General features: G+C 44.3%; 18 protein-coding genes. 12 read left to right on the top strand and 6 right to left on the bottom strand.

Annotated elements, in window-relative coordinates; all coding sequences use genetic code 11:
* Positions 1 to 263 precede the first annotated feature (263 nt).
* Positions 264 to 1433, bottom strand: coding sequence for an acetyl-CoA C-acyltransferase FadA (gene fadA / locus D9603_RS18485; protein WP_128732404.1), 1170 nt, complete (start codon positions 1431 to 1433; stop codon positions 264 to 266).
* Between the two features lies 1 nt (position 1434).
* Positions 1435 to 3597, bottom strand: coding sequence for a fatty acid oxidation complex subunit alpha FadB (gene fadB, locus D9603_RS18480; protein WP_128732403.1), 2163 nt, complete (start codon positions 3595 to 3597; stop codon positions 1435 to 1437).
* Between the two features lie 283 nt (positions 3598 to 3880).
* Between fadB and D9603_RS18475 the strand changes: the two genes are divergently transcribed.
* From D9603_RS18475 to D9603_RS18450, 6 genes are all read left to right on the top strand, one after another.
* Positions 3881 to 5770 (top strand): transglycosylase SLT domain-containing protein, encoded by a 1890-nt coding sequence (locus D9603_RS18475; RefSeq protein ID WP_128732402.1) that lies wholly within the window; start codon positions 3881 to 3883, stop codon positions 5768 to 5770.
* A 93-nt stretch (positions 5771 to 5863) separates the two neighbouring features.
* Positions 5864 to 7186, top strand: coding sequence for a Xaa-Pro dipeptidase (gene pepQ / locus D9603_RS18470; RefSeq protein WP_128732401.1), 1323 nt, complete (start codon positions 5864 to 5866; stop codon positions 7184 to 7186).
* A gap of 67 nt (positions 7187 to 7253) precedes the next feature.
* Complete coding sequence (locus D9603_RS18465) at positions 7254 to 7871, top strand: YigZ family protein (protein ID WP_125253674.1); 618 nt, start codon at positions 7254 to 7256, stop codon at positions 7869 to 7871.
* Between the two features lie 62 nt (positions 7872 to 7933).
* Positions 7934 to 9385 carry a TrkH family potassium uptake protein gene (locus D9603_RS18460; protein ID WP_125253675.1) on the top strand — a complete coding sequence of 484 codons (1452 nt, stop codon included), beginning with the start codon at positions 7934 to 7936 and terminating at the stop codon, positions 9383 to 9385.
* Between the two features lie 140 nt (positions 9386 to 9525).
* A complete protein-coding gene (locus tag D9603_RS18455) occupies positions 9526 to 10062 on the top strand; it encodes a hypothetical protein (protein ID WP_241651711.1) in 537 nt (178 codons plus the stop codon).
* Positions 10063 to 10283: 221 nt separating this feature from the next.
* The gene (locus D9603_RS18450) at positions 10284 to 10967 is read left to right on the top strand and encodes a flagellar brake protein (protein WP_128732400.1); all 684 of its coding nucleotides are present in this window, start codon (positions 10284 to 10286) and stop codon (positions 10965 to 10967) included.
* Positions 10968 to 10978: 11 nt separating this feature from the next.
* Here the strand turns inward: D9603_RS18450 and trkA are convergent, their stop codons facing one another.
* The 4 genes from trkA to def are packed head-to-tail and all read right to left on the bottom strand — an operon-like array spanning position 10979 to position 15149.
* Positions 10979 to 12355, bottom strand: coding sequence for a Trk system potassium transporter TrkA (gene trkA / locus D9603_RS18445; RefSeq protein WP_125253677.1), 1377 nt, complete (start codon positions 12353 to 12355; stop codon positions 10979 to 10981).
* A 20-nt stretch (positions 12356 to 12375) separates the two neighbouring features.
* On the bottom strand, positions 12376 to 13659 hold the full coding sequence (gene rsmB / locus D9603_RS18440) for a 16S rRNA (cytosine(967)-C(5))-methyltransferase RsmB (protein ID WP_128732399.1): 1284 nt from the start codon (positions 13657 to 13659) through the stop codon (positions 12376 to 12378).
* Positions 13656 to 14603, bottom strand: coding sequence for a methionyl-tRNA formyltransferase (gene fmt / locus D9603_RS18435; protein ID WP_128732398.1), 948 nt, complete (start codon positions 14601 to 14603; stop codon positions 13656 to 13658). Before fmt ends, rsmB begins: the two co-directional genes overlap by 4 nt.
* Positions 14604 to 14636: 33 nt before the next feature.
* Positions 14637 to 15149 (bottom strand): peptide deformylase, encoded by a 513-nt coding sequence (gene def / locus D9603_RS18430; protein ID WP_125253680.1) that lies wholly within the window; start codon positions 15147 to 15149, stop codon positions 14637 to 14639.
* A gap of 127 nt (positions 15150 to 15276) precedes the next feature.
* On the opposite strand from def, the gene D9603_RS18425 reads away from it, so the two are divergent.
* The 6 genes from D9603_RS18425 (at position 15277) to hemF (ending at position 20578) form a co-directional block, all read left to right on the top strand.
* Positions 15277 to 16416, top strand: a complete 1140-nt coding sequence (locus tag D9603_RS18425) for a LysM domain-containing protein (RefSeq protein ID WP_128732397.1) — start codon at positions 15277 to 15279, stop codon at positions 16414 to 16416.
* A gap of 46 nt (positions 16417 to 16462) precedes the next feature.
* Positions 16463 to 17545: a DNA-processing protein DprA gene (dprA, locus tag D9603_RS18420; RefSeq protein WP_128732396.1), complete on the top strand. Its 1083-nt coding sequence runs from the start codon at positions 16463 to 16465 to the stop codon at positions 17543 to 17545.
* 4 nt (positions 17546 to 17549) lie between these two features.
* On the top strand, positions 17550 to 18023 hold the full coding sequence (locus D9603_RS18415) for a DUF494 family protein (RefSeq protein ID WP_125253683.1): 474 nt from the start codon (positions 17550 to 17552) through the stop codon (positions 18021 to 18023).
* A gap of 497 nt (positions 18024 to 18520) precedes the next feature.
* Complete coding sequence (locus tag D9603_RS18410) at positions 18521 to 19087, top strand: type I DNA topoisomerase (RefSeq protein ID WP_125253684.1); 567 nt, start codon at positions 18521 to 18523, stop codon at positions 19085 to 19087.
* Complete coding sequence (locus tag D9603_RS18405; protein WP_128732405.1) at positions 19084 to 19662, top strand: L-threonylcarbamoyladenylate synthase; 579 nt, start codon at positions 19084 to 19086, stop codon at positions 19660 to 19662. Before D9603_RS18410 ends, D9603_RS18405 begins: the two co-directional genes overlap by 4 nt.
* A 4-nt stretch (positions 19663 to 19666) precedes the next feature.
* The gene (gene hemF / locus D9603_RS18400) at positions 19667 to 20578 is read left to right on the top strand and encodes an oxygen-dependent coproporphyrinogen oxidase (protein WP_125253685.1); all 912 of its coding nucleotides are present in this window, start codon (positions 19667 to 19669) and stop codon (positions 20576 to 20578) included.
* The last annotated feature ends 18 nt before the right edge of the window (positions 20579 to 20596 follow it).

Below are 20596 nucleotides of genomic sequence, written 5' to 3'. Positions count from 1 at the left end.
AAATTTTTAACGCCGTTAGCGTAAGATTTACTCCTTCAAATTGAGCAAGTATTAAGACTAATAGGTATTAGTTAGGAAAACTACTATTTTAACCGCATGTTGTAAGTAAGCTCAAGTTTGGATAACTCAAGTCTTAAGCATTCTAAGGTAAGGTAAATACAGGAAACAAAAAAGGCAAAACAGCTGTGCCGTTTTGCCTTGGTCACCAAGTTGAAGTTGTTTGCTGGCACTGTATAAGACAACCCAGCACCAGCTGGTTGGAGTTAGTTATCTACACGCTCGAATACGGTAGCGATGCCTTGGCCTAAACCAATACACATGGTAGCAAGGCCGTATTTTGCTTCTTTCTCTTCCATTAAGTTAATAAGCGTTGTGCTGATACGTGAACCAGAACAGCCCAGCGGGTGACCCAGTGCAATTGCACCACCGTTAAGATTCACTTTCTCATCTACTTTGTCTAATAGACCAAGGTCTTTTAGTACTGGTAGAGACTGTGCTGCGAAGGCTTCATTCAGTTCAGCAACATCAATATCATCGATGGTAATGCCTGCTTGTTTCAATGCTTTTTGCGAAGCAGGTACTGGACCGTATCCCATGATTGAAGGATCGCAACCTGCAACTGCCATCGACTTAACGCGAGCACGAATTGGCAGGCCAAGCTCTCGTGCTTTAGACTCACTCATGACCAACATCGCAGAAGCACCGTCAGACAGCGCTGAAGAGGTACCCGCAGTTACTGTACCAGACGCTGGGTTAAATACCGGACGTAACTGGCCTAAGCCTTCTAGGCTTGTTTCTGGGCGGATAACTTCGTCATGCTCGACAAGTACAGGTGTACCATCAGCATCATGACCTTCCATTGGCAGGATTTCTTTGGCAAAACGTCCTTCAAGGGTTGCTGCATGGGCACGTTGATGTGAGCGTACGGCAAATTCATCTTGCTGCTCACGACTAATACCGTGCATTAGCGCTAAATACTCAGCTGTTAACCCCATCACACCGGCAGCTTGAGCAATCGATGTAGAAAGTCCTGGGTGGAAATCATTCCCATGTGTCATTGGCACGTGACCCATATGCTCAACACCACCGATGAGGTATGTGTCGCCAGCCCCAGTCATGATTGCGCGGGCTGCGTCATGAAGCGCTTGCATAGATGAGCCACAAAGTCTATTAACTGTTACCGCAGGCACTGTGTGTGGAATACCAGCCAATAAAGCTGCATTACGGCCAACGTTAAAACCTTGCTCTAAAGTTTGTTGTACACAGCCCCAGTAAATGTCATCAATAGAGTCTGGTGCCACTTGCGGGTTACGCTCAAGTAAGCCTTTCATCAAATGTGCGCTAAGATCTTCAGCACGCTTATGTTTAAATACACCGCCCTTTGAGCGACCCATTGGGGTGCGAATACAATCTACGATTACCGCGTTTTCCATGTTACTTGCCCTCCACTTGATAGAACACTTTACCTTCATTAGCCCACTGTCTTGTTTGTTCAGAGACTTGGTAAATTTCACCAAGGTGAGCATACTTATCAGCCATAGCAACAAAGTTTGCTAGGCCAATTTGGTCTAGGTAGCGGAATGCACCGCCTCTAAATGGAGGGAAGCCAATACCGTAAATGAGAGCCATGTCAGCTTCTTGTGGTGAAGCAACGATGTTTTCTTGAAGACACAGTAATACTTCGTTGATCATAGGCACCATACAACGCTCAATAATCGTTTGCTTGTCAAATTCTGTTGGTGCGTCACAAATACTGCTCAGTAGCTCAGTTGCGCTGTCGTCTTTACTCTTCTTCAAGCGACCTTTGCGATCTGGTGCGTATTGGTAGAAGCCTTTTTGATTCTTCTGACCAAAGCGCTCAGCACCTGCTAACACGGCGACAGGATCTTTGTCTTTACGCGCCATACGAGTAGGGAAGCCATCAGCCATCACGCCTGTACAATGATTTGCTGTATCAATACCGACTACGTCTAGTAAGTAAGCAGGACCCATTGGCCAACCGAAGACATTTTCCATGACTTTATCCACTTTTGCGAAGTCAGCACCTTCAACGACAAGTTGACTGAAGCCTGCAAAGTAAGGGAATAGCACCCGGTTAACGAAAAAGCCTGGGCAGTCATTAACAACGATAGGAGATTTACCTAGTTTTAAGGCGTAATCAACAACGGCAGCAATGGTTTCATCCGATGATTGCTCACCACGGATAATCTCTACCAAAGGCATTTTTGGCACAGGGTTAAAGAAGTGCATGCCACAGAAGTTTTCTGGTTTTTCCAGTGCAGTAGCTAATTCATCAATTCGAATGGTTGATGTATTTGATGTGAGAATTGTACCTTCAGGTAGCTGTGATTCAAGACTCGCCAAGACTGATTTTTTGATCTTTGGATTCTCAACAACGGCTTCAACGATAATATCTGAGTCTTGCAGATCTTGGTCGTTAAGTGTTGGTTTGATTTTACCTAAAGTGGCAACCATTTTATCCATCGACATGTGGCCGCGCTGTACTTTCTTACCAAGTAATTTTGCAGCTTCGCCCATACCAAGGTCTAGGGCACCTTGCTGGATGTCTTTCATGACGATTGGTGTGCCTTTGTATGCTGACTGGTAAGCGATACCGCCACCCATAATACCAGCGCCTAACACAGCGGCTTGCTTAATCTCTGTTTTGCTTTGTTTTGCTTGTTTCTTGGCTACTGTTTTGATGTATTGATCTGCCAAGAAAATACCAGTTTGCGCTGCGGCTTCTGCGGTCTTAGCAAGCTTGGCAAAGTTTTGGTTTTCAAGCGCCATGGCTTCGCTGCGGCCAAGGTTTGCGGCTGCTTTAAGTGTTTGTACAGCCATCATAGGTGCAGGGTAGTGACCTTTAGTTTTGGCCATAACCATGCCTTCAGCCATACCAAAACTCATGCCTTGCTCAACACGGTTCATCTTCAAAGGTTCAAGCTTAACTTGGCGCTTTGCACGCCAATCTAGTTTGCCTTCGATAGCTTGTTCTAATGTGCGAATAGCGGCTGCCATTAATTTGTCAGCAGGCACTACACCGTCAACTGCACCGACTTTCAATGCGTCGTTTGCGCGGTTTTCTTTACCTGTGGTGATCCACGTCATCGCATTGTCAGCGCCGATTAAGCGAGGAAGCCTTACGGTACCACCAAAGCCTGGCATGATCCCGAGTTTTACTTCAGGTAAGCCAATCTTGGCACTGTCTGAAGCGATACGATAATCGGTAGCTAATAACCACTCACAGCCACCACCAAGTGCTAAGCCGTTGACAGCTGATAATGTTGGGAAGGGCAAGTCTTCTATCGCATCGAAGACATCGGTTGCATCCTTAATCCAGCCAACCAGTTCTTCTTCTGGACGTTGGAAGGTAGGCAGGAATTCGAAAATATCAGCGCCAACGATAAAATGGTCTTTGTCGCTGCTAAAGATTAGACCTTGAATATCATCGCGCTTACTCAACTCGATTAGCGCTTCATGGCTTTCTTTAAGTACTTGCTGAGATAATTTATTGACTGAGCCTGGTAGGCAAAATTTAAACTCAGCGATATTGCCTTTGCAAAAATCAACTACAAAGGACTCGCGTTTGATTAACATACATGTTCTCCCGTGCTATACACTGGTACGATGAGTTGTAATTTCAATCAGTGTGGATCCTTTGGCGGCAAATTGCAATGAAAAATTTACCGCACATTTACTGAAATACCTGAGTCGGTTTGCTATGGTGGCTTAACACACCGCGTATTATGTGTAGTTTGCGAGCTGAACCGCAAATTACAAGCCAAAGTAGCCGTTGTTTTACGCCACCTTTAGATAAGCATACTTTGGCTGTGTTTCAATTTCGGTGTGAATTGTTTTTAGCAGATTGAAAAGGGTTTGCATGACACATTGGTTACGTCGCCTAGCTGTGGGCAGTTTATGTTTCGTAAGCTGTCTTGGTGCAGCTCAGAGCACTCATGATGAATTTAAACAGGCTGAGCGTATTGCTTGGTCTGGCAATTATAACAATTTTACAGCAGCCATAGCGCAGCTTGACCATCCGCTTAAGCCTTATGTGGAAATGGCATTTTATCAGCGCCATCCTAGGTTGAAATATCAACAAGAAATCCAGCACTTTCTAACTATATACGAGCACACACCAGTCGAGTGGCCGGTGCGTTCGGCTTGGTTGGAGTATCTAAAGCGACACAAAAAGAAAGCGCGCTTTATCGAGTTTTACCGAGAGACAAGTGATGTGGAGCTGAAGTGTACTTATTTGTCTTATCAACTTGATTTAGGTGCACCGAAAAAGGCAATCTTAGATCAAGTTGCCGATATTTGGACTGTTGGAAAATCCCAGCCAAGAGCATGCGATGGGCTTTTTAGGGCGTGGCAAAAAGCCGGGTATAGAACCTCAGAGCGGGTGTGGCAGCGAGTTTCTAATGCTGCACAGTCAGGGCAAACATCCCTGTTGGACTATCTTCAAAAGTTACTACCAAAGCACGAAGCCTACTTAGCCCAGCTATATAAAACGGTACGTCAAGACCCTAGTGCGGCGGCGGGCTTGTACCGCTTTAAAAAGCGCACCGTAAAAGAGTCTGAAATAGCGGTATACGGTGTCCGCAGACTGATTTGGCGCGATCCTGACTTGGCGCTGCGAGCATGGCAGAAAATGCAAAACATGTTCAGTTTCTCGCAGCAACAAAAAGACAGTGTGGCATATCGCTTTGCATTGGCGCTGGCGTCAAAAGGTCACAAAGACGCACGGTTTTGGTTGAATAAGGTGCCAAAGTCACTACAGGATAAAAAGCTCTTGCAATGGCTGATGAGCAATATGCTAAAAGAGCAGGACTGGGAAGGTATTTCGGCGTTATTTGTGGGCCATGAGCAACTCAGTAACGCACAGCAATATTGGTTGGCTTTTAGCTTGTCAAAGCGAGGAGATATTGCTGGCGCAAATGCGATTTGGCAGCAACTTGCCAAGGAGCGTGATTACTACGGATTTTTAGCCGCTGCGCGATTGGGTTTACCCGTATCTTTAAATGAGCTGCCGCTAGAAATTGACGCTGCTATTGTTGATCAAGTATCTCAAGCGCCAGGGTTTAAACGTGCTAAAGCGTTGTATGAGTTAGAACGTTATACTCAAGCGCGAAGAGAGTGGAACTACTTAACCAATACCTCAAGTAAAGATGAAAAGCTCGCAGCATCTGTATTGGCTGCCGAGTTCGATTGGTATGACAGCACCATTTTTACGCTAGCCCAAATCAAAGCTTGGGATTATGTGGATTTACGCTTCCCGATGGCATTTAAAGACCTATTTTCAAAGTACAGTAAACGCCATCGCGTTGACCTTGCTTGGAGTATTGCGATTGCGCGTCGAGAGAGTTCCTTTGCTCCTGACGCTCGCTCTAGCGCCGATGCCCATGGCTTAATGCAGTTACTTCCAAGTACGGCAAAGTACGTTAACAACCGTAAACGCGTGACAAAAAAGCGGCTTTATCAACCTGCAACCAATATCCGCCTTGGGACTAGTTATTTGGAGTACTTAAAGCGTAAAAATGCCGGTAATGAGATTTTAGCAACCGCATCTTATAACGCAGGCTACCACCGAATAAAACGTTGGTTACCTTCAGAGGCTATGCCTGCTGAGCTGTGGATAGAGCTAATTCCGTATAAAGAAACACGAGATTACGTGAAAAATGTGATGGCATATCGACAGGTGTATCACACTCGCCTTGGTCGAGATGGCAATATCTTAGCTGATATTTTAGAGATGAAAATTGTGAAGTAACCGCACATGGCTGGTATTAGACTCAGTTCGTCGTTTTTAGGTAACAGCTATGATAGACTCGAAAGCATGTGAATTTTTGAAAATGGGTAACCCATGGATAAGTTAGCAAATTTATACGCAGAGCATATTGCCACTTTGCAACAGCGTACAAAAACGATAGTAGACAGAGAAGGACTAGATGGGCTTGTGATCCACTCTGGTCAAGCTAAGCGTCAGTTCCTTGATGATATGTACTATCCGTTTAAAGTTAACCCACAATTTAAAGCTTGGTTACCTGTTATTGATAACCCGCATTGCTGGATTGTGGTTAACGGCAATGATAAGCCTAAGCTTATCTTCTATCGTCCGGTTGATTTTTGGCACAAAGTGCCAGATGAGCCAAGAGACTTCTGGGCTGAGTATTTTGATATTCAGCTCTTAGTTAAGCCGGATCAAGTTGAGCAGTTATTGCCTTACGACAAAGCAAATTATGCCTACATCGGTGAGTATTTAGAAGTTGCACAAGCGCTAGGCTTTACTCAGGTGAACCCTGAGCCGGTAATGAACTTTCTACATTATCATCGTGCCTATAAAACCCAATACGAAATGGCATGTTTACGTGAAGCAAGTCGCCTAGGTGTGCTAGGTCATGTGGCTGCACGAGAAGCGTTTTTTGCTGGTGGCTCTGAATTTGAAATCCAACAAGCGTATCTCAATGCGACTCAACACATGGAAAACGATACACCTTACGGTAATATCGTCGCACTGAATGAAAACTGTGCCATCTTGCACTATACCCATTTTGAACGTAAAGCGCCGAGTCAGCATTTATCGTTTTTGATTGATGCAGGAGCTAACTACAATGGCTATGCCTCTGACATTACGCGAACCTATGATTTCGCTAAGCAAGGTGAATTTGCCGAGTTGGTGAAAGTCATGAACGATCACCAAATTGAGTTGGGTAAAGCATTACAACCGGGCAAACTATACGGTGAGCTGCATATCGATTGTCATCATCGTGTGGCGCAAGTACTTAGTGACTTTGATATTGTTAAGCTAGATGCACAAGCGATAGTTGAAAAAGGCATTACATCGACGTTCTTCCCTCATGGTCTCGGTCACCACATCGGTCTACAGGTACACGATATGGGCGGGTTTATGGCGGATGAAGCGGGCACACATCAAGCGCCACCCGAAGGTCACCCATTCTTGCGCTGTACCCGTAAAATTGAAGCAAATCAAGTATTCACCATTGAACCTGGCCTATACTTCATTGATTCATTATTAGAAGATTTGGCGCAAACAAACAACAAACAGTACATTAATTGGGATAAAATTGATGCGCTGAAACCATATGGTGGTATCCGTATTGAGGACAACATCATTGTTCATGAAGATAGGCTAGAAAATATGACCAGAGATCTCGGCCTAGAGTGATCTGCTAGCGAGTACTAACTATCAGTATATTTGGGAGCCAATTGGCTCCCTTTTAGTTTGGAGCAGTATGTCAGAATATTTCATCCCCAGTGAAACAATTAGTCATCACGAAGAAATAAAGAAAAGCGCGTTTATTGTCCATTTGGCGCATACCCCAACTATTGAGGACGCCAAAGCATTTATTAAACACATCAATGAGCAGTATCCAGATGCGCGTCACAACTGTTGGGCGCACATTGCTGGGGCACCAGGAGGAAGTCATATATTAGGTTTTTCTGATGATGGCGAGCCAAATGGCACTGCGGGTAAGCCAATGCTAAATGTTTTGTTGGGTTCTGGCCTTGGAGAAATAACGGCAGTAACCACACGATATTTTGGTGGTATCAAGCTAGGCACGGGCGGTTTAGTAAGGGCGTATGGTGGAACCCTCAATAATGCTTTGGCTATACTCAAAACAAGCAAAAAAGTACCTGCTTCTATCATTGTTGGCCAGAGTGATTACCATCTTCAGGGGGTGATAGAGCAGTTGTTACAAAGCCAATTTACGGTACTACACAGTGATAAAGCGTATGGTGCCAATATTGCGTGGCAGCTTTCTGTCGATAGTCGACAGACACAACAAATTATTGATGCTATTTATGAATTAACCAATGGTGTTGTATTATTTAAACACCTCAAGGAGTAGGCTCTACTTCTTTACATTTACTCATTAACCTCTGGTTAAATAACAAAAGTGCAGCGTACAAAATGCAATTTCGTACCATAATAAAAATTCTCGGACAATTAGTTGCCCTGTTTAGTATCACTATGGTGCCACCGGCCATTGTCTCTTTGATATACAAAGATGGTGGTGGTGTACCTTTCGTCCTAGCGTTCATCTTTAGTGTGTTAATGGGACTGTTCGCGTACTATCCAAATCGCAAGGAAAACGGCGACCTTAAGGCCAGAGAAGGGTTCTTAATCGTTGTATTGTTCTGGTTAGTACTGGGAACATTCGCGTCCTTACCTCTCATTTTCCTCGATAAACCGAATCTTTCACTTGCAGATGCCGTTTTTGAAGCCTTTTCTGGGCTAACCACAACGGGGGCAACAGTACTGACAGGTATTGAGCACTTGCCAAAATCTGTACTCTTTTATCGTCAGCAATTGCAGTGGCTAGGCGGTATGGGGATCATTGTTTTAGCGGTGGCTGTACTGCCTATGCTTGGTGTTGGTGGTATGCAGTTGTATCGAGCCGAAACGCCAGGGCCCGTAAAAGACTCTAAAATGACACCGAGAATAGCCGATACTGCAAAGCATTTGTGGTATATCTATGTTTCACTCACAGCGGCTTGTACAGTTTCCTATTGGCTTGCAGGAATGAACTGGTTTGATGCTATATGTCATGCTTTTGCTACTATAGCGATAGGCGGCTTTTCAACCTATGATGCTTCTATTGGTTACTTTGATAACCCTCTAATTAATGTTATTTGTGTGATCTTCTTATTGATTGCTGCAATTAACTTTTCATTGCATTACGCTGCGGTCTCAAGCCGCAACATCAAGGTCTACCTGCGAGATCCGGAGTTTAAAGTTTTTCTATTTATTCAACTCGCACTTGTGGTGATCTGCTTTGCGGTATTGTCATCAAATAATGTTTATGAAACGGGCGACGAAACTTTGGATCAGGCACTTTTTCAAGCAGTGTCAATTAGTACTACCGCAGGGTTTGCCACTGATAGCTTTTCAAGTTGGCCTTTGTTTCTTCCTATTCTGCTGATTTTTTCAAGCTTTATTGGTGGGTGTGCAGGCTCTACGGGAGGTGGCATGAAAGTGGTGCGAGTCTTCTTACTCTATTTACAAGGGATCCGTGAGCTGAACCGCTTGGTTCACCCAAGGGCTATTTACTCAATTAAACTGGGCCGTAAAGCCCTACCAGATAAAGTCGTCGAAGCCGTATGGGGATTCTTTTCCGCTTATGCGCTGGTTTTTGTCATTATTATGGTCGCATTACTTGGTACTGGTCTGGATAATATCACCGCCTTTTCTGCAACGGCTGCTTGTCTAAATAACCTCGGTCCCGGCCTTGGCGAGGTGGCAGCGCATTACGGTGATATTAGCGATTCTGCAAAGTGGATACTGACCTTAGCGATGGTATTTGGTCGATTAGAGATATTTACATTATTGGTGTTGTTTACACCTACCTTCTGGCGCGGATAGCCGACAAATAACGATGGGCTTGTACTGACAACGCCCATCTCACCTTATACCCACACCAAGTGTTTTTGCCTTACGATTTCATCCTTAAGAAAGAAAAAGTTAATAAAAATACTAAAAACTCGGATTTTCGGGGTTTTCAAATGTCAGTATTTTTACAACGATTTAACTTTGAGGTGACGACTTTGCTTGCCACACGCTTTTCAGATAAAGGGTTTAGAGTCATTGAAGGATTTGCCGCAAGCCATGAGCAAGGTTCTGGAATGCAGCTTATAGAACGAAGCGTAACACAGTTAAACAACCTGATAAGGGATATTGGTTATTTATTACAAGCGGAGCAAGACTTACCAACGGCTCCCAAGGCATATGACTTATATCATCAAATTGGTTGTGAAAGTGGTGCTCGGTTTGTTGTACAAGTTGTGTCTGAAAATGAGCTTTGGCAAAAGCGTCAAATACCCGCAATACTCGATACAATTGCGCCAAATCATACTGGTTGTTTGTTTCAACATGACGTATCCGGGATTTTATTCGTCGCAAAACGTAATAGTGAGCCAATGATGCTTTTTATTGAAGCTGAAGAATTGGCGATGCCACAAAGTTCGCTTGAGATCCAAAGCAGGATGATGACATTAAGAGACGGTGCAATGATGTTAAAAAGCCATTTTTTGATTAAGTGACCTAAGGTTGCTTTTAACACTTGTGCTGTCGCCTTGACCATAAAATGGATTTTATTGGCAAGTGTGGTGAAAGGGAGGCTACATCAATTAAGGTCAAATGATAGCTGAGAGCATTGATGGCGAACGTGTTGTAATTCACCTTAATTCAGTTTTAAATGACCCTTCGCTAAAACTGCTACAATACAAAAGCAGTAGAGTTAAACTCAGGAAGGGTTAGGATCATGTTAAGAACTCGAGAGGTTGGGCAGGAAAGTTTGCTCACAGCCATTAGCGCAGGCAGTCTCGTTGATATAGAAATTTGCTTACCGGCGAACAGTAAAAGAATAAAAACAGAATATGTCGGTCTGCTCCAAGGAGCATTTTTAATTCTAAACCATCCCAACCCTAAGCGATTAGGCGCGGCGCTGGACTTTGTTATGGAAGGAACCACTGTCATTGTTAGAGCATTGCTCGAAAATGGTGATGGTCAGGTTATTGCTTTCAGATCGCAGATTAAGGCGGTTTCAGTCCATCCCGCGCGGCTTATTTTCCTCCACCCCCCGGAAAAGATTCAAACTTATAAGCTACGTGCGCAAAGTCGCGTACCAACGCTTATTCCTGCTCACTTTCAACACAGTAATAAAAACGAAGTAGGTGTCATCAAAGATATTTCCCTATCAGGGTTACAGCTTGATTTAACGTCAGCTGATATGCCTGATTTGCAAGAAGGTGCAAAATGTAGCGTACTGATTGAGGGCAAAGAAGGAAACCAAATTACCTTAGAGGGTGATGTGCGAAAGATACGCCAACATGATGATATTTTGTCTTTGGGTATTCACCTGACTTCGGAGCCAGGCGTGATCCGTGGTGTGTTAAAGGATTACCTGATAGATTTATCGATTTTTCAAGATCACCGCGATACGTAAGCTATGGCGCTTTACACAAATAAAGCGCTGACCTGAAAGAGCTTCTCTACAACACCAATTTGTTTTTTATCGATTAAGAACATGATCACGTGGTCGCCAGATAGAATAATGGTGTCGTCATGTGCAATGAGTACATCTTCATCGCGTACGATTGCGCCTATCGTTGCGCCAGGGGGTAGCTTAATATCTCGAACCGTACGACCAACGACCTTAGAGGTGTTTTCGTCACCATGTGCTACAGCTTCAATTGCCTCTGCTGCGCCTTTGCGCAGTGAATAAACATTTACGATATCGCCACGACGTACGTGTGTGAGTAGCGCTGAAATGGTGGCTTGCTGTGGTGAGATTGCAATATCAATATCACCCCCTTGAACGAGGTCGACGTAGGCACCACGTTGGATCAGCGCCATGGTTTTTTGTACTCCCATACGTTTAGCCAGCATCGCGGCCATGATATTGGCTTCATCATCATTGGTTACGGCAATAAAGACATCGACTTGCTCGATATGCTCTTCTGAAAGTAACTCTTGATCAGAGGCGTCACCACAAAACACCACAGTATTATCTAGGGTTTCAGACAGCTGGGTAGCACGCGCTTGATTACGCTCAATCAATTTAACACTATGATTCTTATCCAGTGAGCTTGCCAACCCAGCGCCGATGTTACCACCACCGGCTATCATTATTTTTTTATAGGAACGTTCAAGCTTTTGTAGCTCATTCATTACTGCCCGAATATGCTTGGTAGCGGCAATAAAGAACACTTCATCATCGGCTTCGATCACTGTTGTGCCTAGCGGTTTGATGGCTTTCCCTTGGCGATAAATTGCAGCAACCCGAGTATCGACGTTAGGAATGTGTTCCTTCAGGGCAGAGAGTGCATAGCCTACAAGTAAGCCTCCGTAATATGCTTTTACGGCAACAAGGGAGAGCATACCTTCGGCAAATTGGAGTACTTGTAGTGCACCCGGATAATCAATCAGGCGACGGATATATTGCGTGACCAGCTGTTCGGGAGCAATATAGTGGTCGACTGGTAAATCATCGTTATGAAAAAGCTTTTCTCTATACTTTAAATATTGCTCGGAGCGGATCCGAGCAATTTTCGTTGGCGTATTAAAAATACTGTAAGCAACCTGACACGCTATCATATTCACTTCATCTGAGCTGGTTACTGCGATGATCATATCTGCGTCTTCAGCTCCAGCCTGACGCAAGATATCGGGGTGTGCACTGTGTCCCGTCACGCCCTGTAAATCATATTTATCTTGTAGCTCTCTTAAGCGCTCGCCGTCGATATCAACAACGGTAATTTCGTTTTCTTCACCGACAAGGTTTTCTGCCAGTGTTCCGCCGACTTGTCCGGCACCTAAGATAATGATTTTCATATGTATTGCGTCGAGTTATATTATTTTTTTATCAACTTAGCATAATAAAACCCATCGCTCAGTCCGGGTAATAATTGCAAGCCTGGTTGTGCTTTGGTGTCTGCATCATGTAAAGGAACAAGCTCAGCATCAGGTGTCGCAGAAAGAAAGCGTGCGATCTGTTGCTGGTTTTCTTGTGGTAATACCGAGCAGGTTGCATAAACTAGTGTGCCACCGGGCTTGAGTAATGGCCAGATTTTATCAATAATTTGTGCCTGTAACGTCACCAAGTTATCAATGTCAGAAGCTCGCCTCAGCCATTTGATGTCCGGGTGTCGTCTAATAACACCAGTAGCTGAACAAGGTACATCCAACAAGATACGATCATATAATTCGCCGTCCCACCAGGCTTCAGGGTCACTAGCATCGCCCTCAAGGCATTTGGCCGACAATCCGATCCGTTCAAGGTTTTGCTCCACACGTGCTAAGCGTGTGCCATCAGCATCAATTGCGGTCACTTTAGCGTCAGCTAACTCTAAAATATGGCAAGTCTTACCACCAGGGGCGGCACAAGCATCAAGAATATTTTCACCTTTTCGTGGAGATAATAATCTTGCTGCTTTTTGAGCTGCAGCATCTTGCACTGAGCAAGCGCCAGTGGCAAATTGTGGCAAGGCATAGACATCAATTGGACTATCAAGCAGTATGCCGTCTGGGTATTCACCATGAAGCTGATAGGCAACACCCGCCTGGTCTAACATAGCTGCATAATCTGAGGTGGAAAACTGTGATTGGTTAACACGCAGCCACATTGGTGCCTGTTGTTGATTCGCTTCTAAAATAGTCTGCCACTGAGTTGGGTAAGCTGCTTTTAGTTGATTAATAAACCAGCCTGGGTGGTTGTATAAGCAAGCTGGGATCTCGGTAGCACTGGTTTCTAGCTCGACTTGATGGCGCTGGAAGTTACGTAAAATCGCATTAACCAAGCCTTTCATGCCAGGCGCTCTAAGCGGCGTTAATGCGTTTACTGTCTCAGCAACCGCGGCGTGAGCAGGGACACGCATATGTTGAAGTTGGTAAATACCCACATACAACAAAAACTGGAAAACACGTCGCTTACCTTTTAGGGGCTGATCTAACAGTTGTTGGCAGTAATGCTCTAAAGACGGTAAATATCTCAACACGCCATAGCAAATCTGTTGTAGCAAAGCTCTGTCTTTACCGTCTAACTGGCTGGTGGCAAGTGGCAATTGCGCACTTAACGATGCACCTTTATCGACAACTTGAAACAGGGTTTGGGCAGCGAGTGCGCGAACATTACTCACGCTTCACCAACCTTAGCGCCAATTGCTACCCAATCAGCTCGACCATTTAAAAAGTCTTGTGCAGACATTGGCTTCTTTCCTTGAGGCTGCAAGGTGTGGATCTCGATTGCTTGTGTGCCACAGGCAATAACGATACCGTGCTTATCTGCGCGAAGTACGTGTCCTGCATCACCTTGTTCGTCAACAACCTTTGCCTGCCAAATTTTGACACTGTTACCTGCCATGCTGGTAAAGCAAACCGGCCATGAATTAAATGCGCGGATGTTACGTTCAATTTGCTCAGCGTCCATTTGCCAATCAATGTTAGCTTCTTCTTTGCTCAGTTTCTTAGCATAATTGGCTAACGTATCGTCTTGCTTTTCTGGGGTGATCTCACCAGCAGACAAGCGTGCTAGCGTCTCGATAAGCGCATCGGGGCCGAGCAGCGCAAGTTTGTTGTATAAATCTGCACTCGTATCTGTTGCGGTTATAGGGCAGCGAGCAATATGTAGCATATCTCCAGTATCTAGACCTTCGTCCATTTGCATTATCGTCACACCGGTTTCACTGTCTCCAGCCCAAACGGCGCGTTGGATTGGAGCGGCTCCTCGCCATCTTGGTAAGATAGAGCCATGTACATTAAGACAGCCTAGTCGAGGTGTATCTAAAATAGCCTTCGGAAGCAGCACACCATAGGCAACAACAATCATGACGTCGGCATTTAATGCCGCAAGTTCAGCCTGTGCCTCTGGTGTTTTAAGCGATTGTGGTTGCAATACTGGAAGGTCATGTTTTTGTGCTAACACTTTTACTTCACACGCTTTTAGCTTTTTACCACGCCCAGCAGGGCGATCTGGTGGACAGTATACTGCCACAACGTCATGGTGTGATTGAATAAGAGCGTCAAGGTGGCGCGCTGCAAAATCAGGCGTGCCTGCGAAAACGATACGCAAAGGATTACTCACGAAATACCCTAAAGTCAGTTAGTTGGTAATGGATTAGGCTTGCTTTGCAGCGAGCTTAGCTTCTTTTTCGAGCTTCTTACGAATACGATTACGCTTGAGTGGCGATAGGTAATCGATAAATAGCTTACCAACTAAGTGGTCTAATTCATGTTGAATGCACACGGCTAGTAAGCCTTCGGCGTCTATTTCATACGTTTCGCCTTGCTCATTCATTGCTTTCACTGTGACTGTTTCAGCACGGTCTACTTTTGCGTATGAATATGGCACCGATAGGCAGCCTTCTTCGCTCACGGTAGACCCATCGCGCTTGATAATTTCTGGGTTAATTAATACGCGCGGTTCATCGCGCTCTTCTGAAACGTCAATAACAACAATGCGTTGATGAATGTTCACTTGCGTAGCCGCAAGGCCGATACCATTCTCATCGTACATAGTTTCCAACATATCTTTAACGATTTGTCGTACTTCGTCATTAACCTCTGCTACTGGTTTTGCAACGGTACGCAAACGTTCATCTGGAAACTTTAAAACTTCTAATATGGCCATGATTACCCTAAATCAATTAATCGTGTAAGCTGATGTAAGCTAGTGTATGGTCTTATTTTAGCCATTCAAGTTCCCCTTTAACAGGTTTTGATGGATAATAAGCAAAAATAACCACAAGGAAGCCATCATGAAATATCCGATTGCTGCAATAATGATCGCTAGTTGTACTGTTTTTTCAGTAAAAGCAGAGCCCTTGACAGTGAAAGCTGATGCACCGCAACATTATGTGGTGAAAAAAGGCGATACCTTGTGGGATATTTCTAAAATGTACCTGCGCTCCCCATGGAAGTGGAAGCAGCTATGGCAGTGGAATCCAAATATTGCAAATCCTGATTTAATCTATCCTGGTGATAATCTTAAGTTGCAGTACGATGCACACGGAAATCCAATGTTGATATTGGATAAAGGGATAAAAAAGCTCTCTCCACATGTGCGTGTTATCAACCAAAAGTCGACGGCAATTCCAACTTTACCTCTACCAATGATGGAGCCCTTTTTGCGGTTTGAGCAAACTCTGTCTGAATCCAAGTTTGCCCAAAGCCCTATTGTATTAGGTGCCGACCGAAATGTGAAAAATGCGTCGCCTGGTCACCTACTTTATGTCAAAGCGGATTTAGTCAAAGGCGGTCATTATGCTATCTATAGGCGCGGTGACACATATCGGGCATTGGATAGTAATGAAACGCTAGGTTTAGAAGCTGTGCTAGTAGGAAGTGGTCATGTTGTTGAACAGGGTAATATGAAAGCCGGAAGACCAGCTAAGCTTCATCTCGAAGTGGCTAAACAAGAAGTACGAGCTGGTGATATTGTTTTACCTATCGCCAGTGGGCAAAGCTATCCCGCGCAGTTTTCAATGGCCCGTCCAAAGCAACAGACAAGTGGCCGTATTATTGCGAGTGACAATAAGCTTAGAGAGTTTAGTACCATGAGTGTTGTGGTGCTTGATGTTGGCAGCAAAGCGCAGCTTAAAGAGGGCAACGTGCTTGATATTGTTAGACAGTCGCCTACAGTTATAGAAAGTCAACATGGACCTCGCTACATAGAAGATGCGTCTCGACTCGACAAAATGATCACCCAAATGGGGTCTTGGTTTGGTGAGGAAAATGATGACAGTAGCATCGTATGGCATATGCCCAAAGAAAAGGTAGGAGAAGTTATGGTCTTTAAAGTTTATGAAGACCTCAGCTACGCCATGGTTGTGGCGACTTCCGAACCAATAAGGGTCGGTGACTACGTACAAGCGTTCAAGGAAATGGCTGACAATTAGCAGCTCAACTTCTCCTTGAATTAAGCAATAAACTCAAGGAGAGAGTATGAAATATTCGGAACAAAGTTGTGTTCTGGCACTGGCTTTATGCCAAGGTCTTGGCGTAAAAACGGTGCTTGCTTTACTGAAAAAGTTGTCACTTAAGGAGCTGTTTACCCTAGGTAAACCTGAACTGTGTGCCTTAGGACTCAGTGAGCAAGTGGCGAATAACTTGCTTCATACGGATTGGTCAAAAATAGACAGTATTAGCACGTTTTGTCAAAACCAGCAGATCCATATCCTCACTATATTTTCTTCCGCTTACCCAACTCAACTAAAAGAAATTTGTAACCCGCCGATTGTACTTTTTTGTAAAGGTAACGTCTCATTACTAGCGCAACCACAAGTCGCAGTAGTTGGTAGTCGTAGCTCTACTCGAACGGGACTTGAATTGGCGAGTGAATTTGCAAATGGGCTGAGTCGCTCTGGTCTGGTTGTAACCTCTGGCATGGCCAGAGGAGTTGATGGTGCAGCACATCAAGGTGCTCTTGATGCTGGTGGGAGCACAATTGCCGTGCTTGGTACTGGGGTTAATGTGGTTTATCCCAAGCGTCATCAACGACTCTACGATGATATTGTTCAGCGTGGTCTGGTTGTAAGTGAGTTTTTGCCTAACACCTCCGCGAATAGTACACACTTCCCGCGGAGAAACCGCATAATCTCTGGACTTGCTTTGGGTGTACTACTTGTTGAAGCTGAGATAAAAAGCGGCTCGTTAATTACCGCACGCTATGCACTGGAGCAAAATAAAGAAGTGTTTGCGATCCCAGGTTCAATTAAAAACCGATTAAGTAGCGGTTGTCATTATTTGATAAAGCAAGGGGCCAAGCTTACCGAGAATATTGAGGATATTTTGGAAGAAGTGAGCTTTTTTTGTGAAAACAGTCTATATAGTATAGAAATAGATAGGCAAAAAGAGGAACTGTGTCCTGTATTAGAAAACCTTGGCTTTGAAGTGACTTCCGTTGACACTTTAACGCAAAGGACCCAGTGGCCAGTAGAGCAGGTGGTTGCCAGACTACTGGACCTAGAACTCGAAGATAAAGTAGAGCGTGTATTAGACGGCTACATAAAACTCGCGAGGGGTTAAGAAGATGTTTGATATTCTAATGTATTTATTTGAGAACTATATTCATAGTGAAGCAGAAATTTTTGTCGAACAAAATGAACTGACCGATGAACTCCTTCGCGCAGGCTTCAATCAAGGTGAAATATATAAAGCGCTTGATTGGTTAGAGCAGCTTGCAGATTTACAACACAGTGATGAATACCCCTACTTAAATGCCAAGCCCGACCATGCCACACGTATTTACACGGATAGCGAGTGTAATATGCTAGATGTAGAGAGCAGAGGCTTTTTGATGTTTGTAGAACAAGTTGGTGTGATTGACAGTACAACCAGAGAGATGGTGATGGATAGGTTGTTTGCTCTGGACAAAACCTACATCAGCTTGGATGACCTTAAGTGGGTTATCTTGATGGTACTATTTAATGTACCAGGTAAAGAGCATGCTTATGCGCAAATGGAGGATCTTATTTTTACAGAGCCTGCATCAGTTGTGCATTAACAGAGTAATCGAACGGTTTTACTCTACCATGACAAGCAAAGGTCGTTGGATGTGCTTTAAGTGCAATGACGACCACAACCACCTATTTTGTCTGAGCCTTAGATAATTGGTATAGCTCATGTCTTTCACGCAGCTCGTTTTAGCACTAGCGACATAGGACTTAAAAACAGCGAGTTTACTCAACTTGAACTTAGAATAATAACTTGTTCATTAGTCGCAGTTGTCCCTTACTATCGCGTTAGATTTGTTCGTAATAGGCTAGTTACTGACGCACAAAAAACGCATAAATTTGCCAGGTATTAGGAAATAACTTCTGACTAGCGTGATATTGCGCTTATTGAGCTGAGGTATTTTAGTTGAGACCCCGAGTTTAGTTTACTCAGTTATTGTCCAAATCCTAAGATATTTATTCAAAGCGATTTGTTATCATTTCCTTGACCCCAAAACCAAGGTGATTATATTAAGTGCATACTTGCACAAAGGGCGGTAATAGAGCCATGAGTAAAATTGATCATGCGTTATTCAATGCAAAGAAGCATGCGTTAGAAAAAGAATATGAAGTATGCCCCGACTGTGGCTCCGAGCTGGTGATAAAAAATAGTAAAAAGGGGCCATTTATTGGCTGTGCTAGCTATCCTACCTGTGAATATATCAGGCCTTTGGCGCATCATGATAGCCATGTTATTAAAGTACTTGAAGGTGTAGCTTGCCCCGAATGTAGCAGAGATTTAGTCATCAAAAATGGTCGCTACGGCATGTTCATTGGTTGTACCGGTTATCCTGAGTGCCATTATATTGGGCATGAGGATGCGTCTGACTCGCAGGAATTACCAGATTGTCCTAAGTGTAAAAAAGGGAAGTTAACACAGCGAAAAAATAAGTTTGGTAAACACTTCTATAGTTGTAATAGTTATCCAAGTTGCAAATATACTTTGAATGCTAAGCCTATCGAGCATGCTTGCCCTGATTGCCATTGGCCGGTGCTGGTGGAGAAAACCAGAGCTGGTAAAGCTGTGTTACAATGCCCGCAGAAGTCATGTCAATCGATAGTGGAAATACCGTGAAAAATGACGATAAAGCGGAAGCTTCGATAATAACCTCGCCCGAATCAGCATTGCAAGCTGGTGAGGTGATCTGTTATCCCACCGAAGCTATTTTCGGATTGGGGTGTGATCCTGATAACGAAGAGGCCGTAGCTAAACTGCTGGAGATTAAATCGCGACCAATAGCAAAAGGGTTAATCTTAATTGCAGATAACTACGGTCAGTGTTTAGCCTATGTGGATGATAACAAAATTCCAATGGATAAACGCGCTGAGATATTTTCAGCATGGCCTGGCGCTATTACCTGGTTACTCCCTGCGAAACCAGAGACACCGCATTGGTTAACTGGTGGCCACGATACTATCGCGGTGCGTGTGACCGATCACCCTATTGTTAAACAAATCTGTCAGCGCTTTGGTAAGCCGATTGTTTCTACTAGCGCCAATATTACAGGTGAAACACCGGTAGCCTCTTTGTTGCACGCGCGCAAGCAGTTTGGCAATCAAATAGGCTATTATGTTGACGGTGAATTAGGCGCAAACCGTTCCCCAAGTGTAATTAAACATGCCATAACAGGCGCTGTTATCCGAGGATAAAACCATGAGTAAAGTAAACTTAGAGACCGTAAAAGCCTTTTTACTACAATTACAAGATAACATCTGCAAAGGCTTAGAGGCTGCTGATGGTAAGGCTCAGTTTGTTGAAGACGCCTGGGAGCGTGCGGAAGGAGGTGGTGGTCGTACCCGTGTCATCCGCGATGGTAATGTGATTGAACAAGGTGGGGTAAATTATTCGCATGTTTTTGGGGCGTCTATGCCTGCATCTGCCACCGCTCATCGGCCTGAGTTGGCAGGAAGAAGCTTCCACGCTTGTGGCGTATCCTTGGTTATCCACCCCAAAAATCCACATATTCCCACAAGCCATGCCAATGTGCGCTTTTTCATTGCAGAAAAAGAGGGGGAGGAGCCTATTTGGTGGTTTGGTGGCGGCTTTGATTTAACACCGTTTTATCCAGTATTAGAGGATGTGAAGCACTGGCACCAAGTGGCAAAAGACGTGTGTACACCATTTGGTGACGAGGTATATGGTGATTATAAGAAGTGGTGTGATGAATATTTCTATTTAAAGCATCGCGATGAAACGCGAGGTGTGGGAGGTCTATTTTTTGATGACCTCAATCAGTGGGGTTTTGAAAAAAGTTTTGCCTTTATGCAAGCGGTGGGCAGTGGGTTTCTTGATGCTTATCTGCCAATTATTGAAAAACGTAAAGATACGCCTTATACCGAACAAGAGCGTCAATTCCAGTTATATCGTCGCGGTCGTTATGTAGAGTTTAATTTGGTGTGGGATAGAGGCACATTGTTTGGCTTGCAGACCGGTGGTCGCACCGAATCTATTCTCATGTCAATGCCACCGTTGGCGCGTTGGGAATATGATTTTCAACCCGAGGCTGGCTCTAACGAAGCAAAGTTGTATGAGTACCTCACCCCAAAGAACTGGTTATCAATGTAATAAAAAGGAGCCTAGGCT

It is taken from the genome of Pseudoalteromonas sp. PS5 (genome assembly GCF_004103255.1).
Classification (GTDB): domain Bacteria; phylum Pseudomonadota; class Gammaproteobacteria; order Enterobacterales; family Alteromonadaceae; genus Pseudoalteromonas; species Pseudoalteromonas peptidolytica.
The sequence above is the reverse complement of the archived record's forward strand: the minus strand, read 5'-3'. Positions and strand labels throughout refer to the sequence as shown.